This window comes from Candidatus Krumholzibacteriia bacterium, assembly GCA_035268685.1.
Taxonomy (GTDB): Bacteria; Krumholzibacteriota; Krumholzibacteriia; order JAJRXK01; family JAJRXK01; genus JAJRXK01.
This window is the reverse complement of record DATFKK010000071.1, coordinates 1-2903: the sequence shown is the minus strand read 5'-3', so window position 1 is coordinate 2903 and position 2903 is coordinate 1. Positions and strand designations below refer to the sequence as shown.

At 70.6% G+C, this 2903-nt stretch carries 4 protein-coding genes; all 4 read left to right on the top strand.

Annotation, left to right across the window (positions count from 1 at the left end):
• A partial coding sequence (locus tag VKA86_06930) for a hypothetical protein (protein ID HKK70933.1) occupies window positions 1-201 on the top strand: 201 nt, incomplete at its 5' end.
• Between the two features lie 34 nt (window positions 202-235).
• Entirely contained in the window at window positions 236-1132 is an 897-nt protein-coding gene (locus VKA86_06925) for an inositol monophosphatase family protein (GenBank protein ID HKK70932.1), read from the top strand.
• Window positions 1129-1470 (top strand): divalent-cation tolerance protein CutA, encoded by a 342-nt coding sequence (gene cutA, locus VKA86_06920; GenBank protein ID HKK70931.1) that lies wholly within the window; start codon window positions 1129-1131, stop codon window positions 1468-1470. Before VKA86_06925 ends, cutA begins: the two co-directional genes overlap by 4 nt.
• 59 nt (window positions 1471-1529) lie before the next feature.
• Window positions 1530-2903, top strand: a 1374-nt coding sequence (locus VKA86_06915; protein ID HKK70930.1) for a Na+/H+ antiporter NhaC family protein, incomplete at its 3' end; no start/stop codon positions are given.

Sequence of the window (2903 nt, the reverse complement as noted above, 5' to 3'; positions counted from 1 at the left end):
CCGGTGGCCGGTGGTGCGAGTGGATTCGTCCCACCGTCGATCGAGGCCCTGCGAAACGCGTGCTGCGCACCCATCACCGCGCGGTGTCGCGACGCCCTGCGCGCGCACGGTGTGGAATGGGTCCTGAGCGACCGGGTCGTCGCGGGGGAATGGACCCTGGTGTCCGTCGACGCCTTGCCACTCGCCACCGACCACCGCTAGTGTAACGCTCCCGCTCGAAACCCCGGAGATCTCCATGGACCACGCCGACGCGCGGGTGCACCTGCGCACCCTGGCCCTGCAGGCCGGAGCCCAGATGCTCGAGGCCCTCGACGGCGGCCACAACCGCGAGGTGGAACACAAGGGACGCGTGGATCTGGTGACGCGGGTCGACCGCGAGGTCCAGGAGTGGCTGGTGACCGAGATCGCGCGTCGGTTTCCCGGCGAGCCCGTGGTCGGCGAGGAAGGGCGGCAGGACAGCCGGACGGGCGGTCACGAGCCCGTGTGGTACGTCGATCCCATCGACGGGACGACGAACTACGTGCACGGCCATCCCTTCTACTGCGTGTCGATCGCGCGGAGCGACGCCGATGGTGGAGCCGGTGTGGTGTACGCACCCGCTCTCGACGAACTCTTCGCCGCCGCCACCGGTGCGGGGGCCACACTGGAACGACCCCTGCGCGGACTGCCGCCGGTCGTGCTGCGCGCGTCGAACTGCGATCGTCTGGAGGAGGCGCTCCTGGCCACGGGCTTTCCCTACGAGCGCGGCGCGACCGCGCGTCTGAACCTGGCGATCACGGCGCAGGCCCTGGCCCGTTGCCGGGGCGTGCGTCGCGCGGGCTCGGCCGCACTCGACCTGTGCTACGTGGCGGCCGGCCGGCTCGACGGCTACTGGGAGTTCGCGTTGAAGCCCTGGGACCTGGCGGCCGGCGCGCTGATCCTGCGTGAGGCGGGGGGTATCGTGACCGACTTCGAGGGAGACGACGACGTCCTCTGGAGCCGCCGACTCGCCGTCGCTGCCCCGGCACTGCACGCCGACCTGCTCGCCATGATCGAGCGTGCGCACACCGCACCCGAACTCGACGTGCTGGCACCGCCGCTGTCGGCTCCGGTGCCACGCCGAGGACCCCTGCCCAGCGAGGACACCGCATGAGCGACCGCCTCTGGATCGCCCTCAGCACCTTCGCCGACGTCGCGTCGGCCACCGACACGGCGCGCCGTCTCGTCGACGAAGCGCTCGTCGCCTGTGCGCAGGTCGAGGAGCGGCCCATTCTCTCGGTCTACCGCTGGCAGGGAGCGGTGGAGCAGGATCCCGAGATCCTGCTGCGGCTGAAGATCGCGCCCGCCACGCTCGACGCCGCCGTGCGGCGACTGCGAGCTCTGCATCCCTACGACGTGCCGCAGATCGTGTGGTTCGAGGCCGAGGCCGAGCCCGCGTACGCCGCCTGGGCACGCGAGCAATGCAGCGGCGGTTCGGGATCGTCGGCTTGACCGTCCGGGAACGGACGTCCAAACTCCGTCGGTCTCCGTTTCCCCGTCCCGGAACCACCGTGCAGCGTACCCGACTCCGATCCGCGGCGAGCCTCGGGCTCACCATCGTCCTGAGCGTCCTCGCCGCCGGCGCGGCCCACGCCGAGGTCCGTCTGGACGTGCGGTCGGCCGAGCAGATGCTCCACGGCAAGCCGGGCGGCTTCTCCGTCGAGTTGCACGACGAGCACGGAGCGCCGCTGGCCGATCGTTCCGTGCGGCTCGAACCCCAGGGTACGTGGACCCGCGAGGGGGATCCCGTCGGCACCCTCGACCTCGAGCTCGACGCCGGGGGGCGGGCGGAGATCGAGAACGTGGTGGTGGGTGACGGTGGCGACTTCCGGCTCACACTCGACGACACGACCGAACTCGAGGGCTCGGTGCGGGTGGTACATCCGCTCTGGTCGTTGCTGCCGCCGCTGTTGTCGATCGTGCTCGCGTTGTGGTTGCGACAGGTGCTCCTGGCCCTCACCGCGGGTGTGCTCTCCGGTGCGCTGATCTACACGGGCCATCCGGTGTCGGCGTTCGTCATGGCGACACGCGACGTGGTGGTTCCGTCGGTCACCGACTCCTTCCAGGCATCCATCCTGTTGTTCACGGCCACGCTCGGCGGCATGGTCGGCGTCGTGGCGCGGGCGGGCGGAACGCACGGCCTGGTCGACGCCGTGCGCCGCTGGATCCACGACGCACGCAGTTCGCAGCTGGCCACGGGAATCCTCGGGCTGGTCATCTTCTTCGACGACTACGCCAACACGCTGCTCGTGGGCAACACCATGCGGCCGGTGACCGATCGCATGCGGGTGTCGCGCGAGAAACTCAGCTACCTGGTCGACTCGACGGCCGCGCCGGTGGCCACCGTCGCCGTCCTGTCGACGTGGGTCGGGTATCAGGTCGGGCTGATCGGCGACGGACTCCAGGCGAATGCGATCGAGGGATCGGCCTACGGGATCTTCGTGTCGAGCATCCCGTATGCCGCCTATTCGTGGTTCGCCATGGCGGTGGTGTTCTGGACCATCGCGCAGCGACGGGACTTCGGTCCCATGCTGAAGGCGGAGCGCCGCGCGCGCCACGAGGGACAGGTGCTCGCGCCCGGAGCACGCCCGCTGATCGACGATGTCGGCGCCGACCTCGAACCGGTCGAGGGCAAGCCGCGGCGCGCGCACGTTGCGTTGATCCCGGTACTGGTCGTGCTGGGGACCACGGTCATCGGTCTGTGGTTCGACGGACGGCGCGCGGTCCTCGAGGCGTCGGGGTCGGTGGGGTTGGCCGCGGCCAACGTCCGCGACGTGTTCTCGACCGCCGATCCGGCCGCCGCCCTTCTGTGGGCCGTGATCCTGGGGTCGACGGTGGCGATCGCTCTGGCCGTCTCGCAGCGCCTGCTCGACCTGACCGAGGCC

Bases quoted from the DNA above. Each gene is read 5' to 3' on its own strand.
- VKA86_06925 (HKK70932.1), top strand. From the start codon at position 236: ATGGACCACGCCGACGCGCGGGTGCACCTGCGCACCCTGGCCCTGCAG.
- cutA (HKK70931.1), top strand. From the start codon at position 1,129: ATGAGCGACCGCCTCTGGATCGCCCTCAGCACCTTCGCCGACGTCGCG.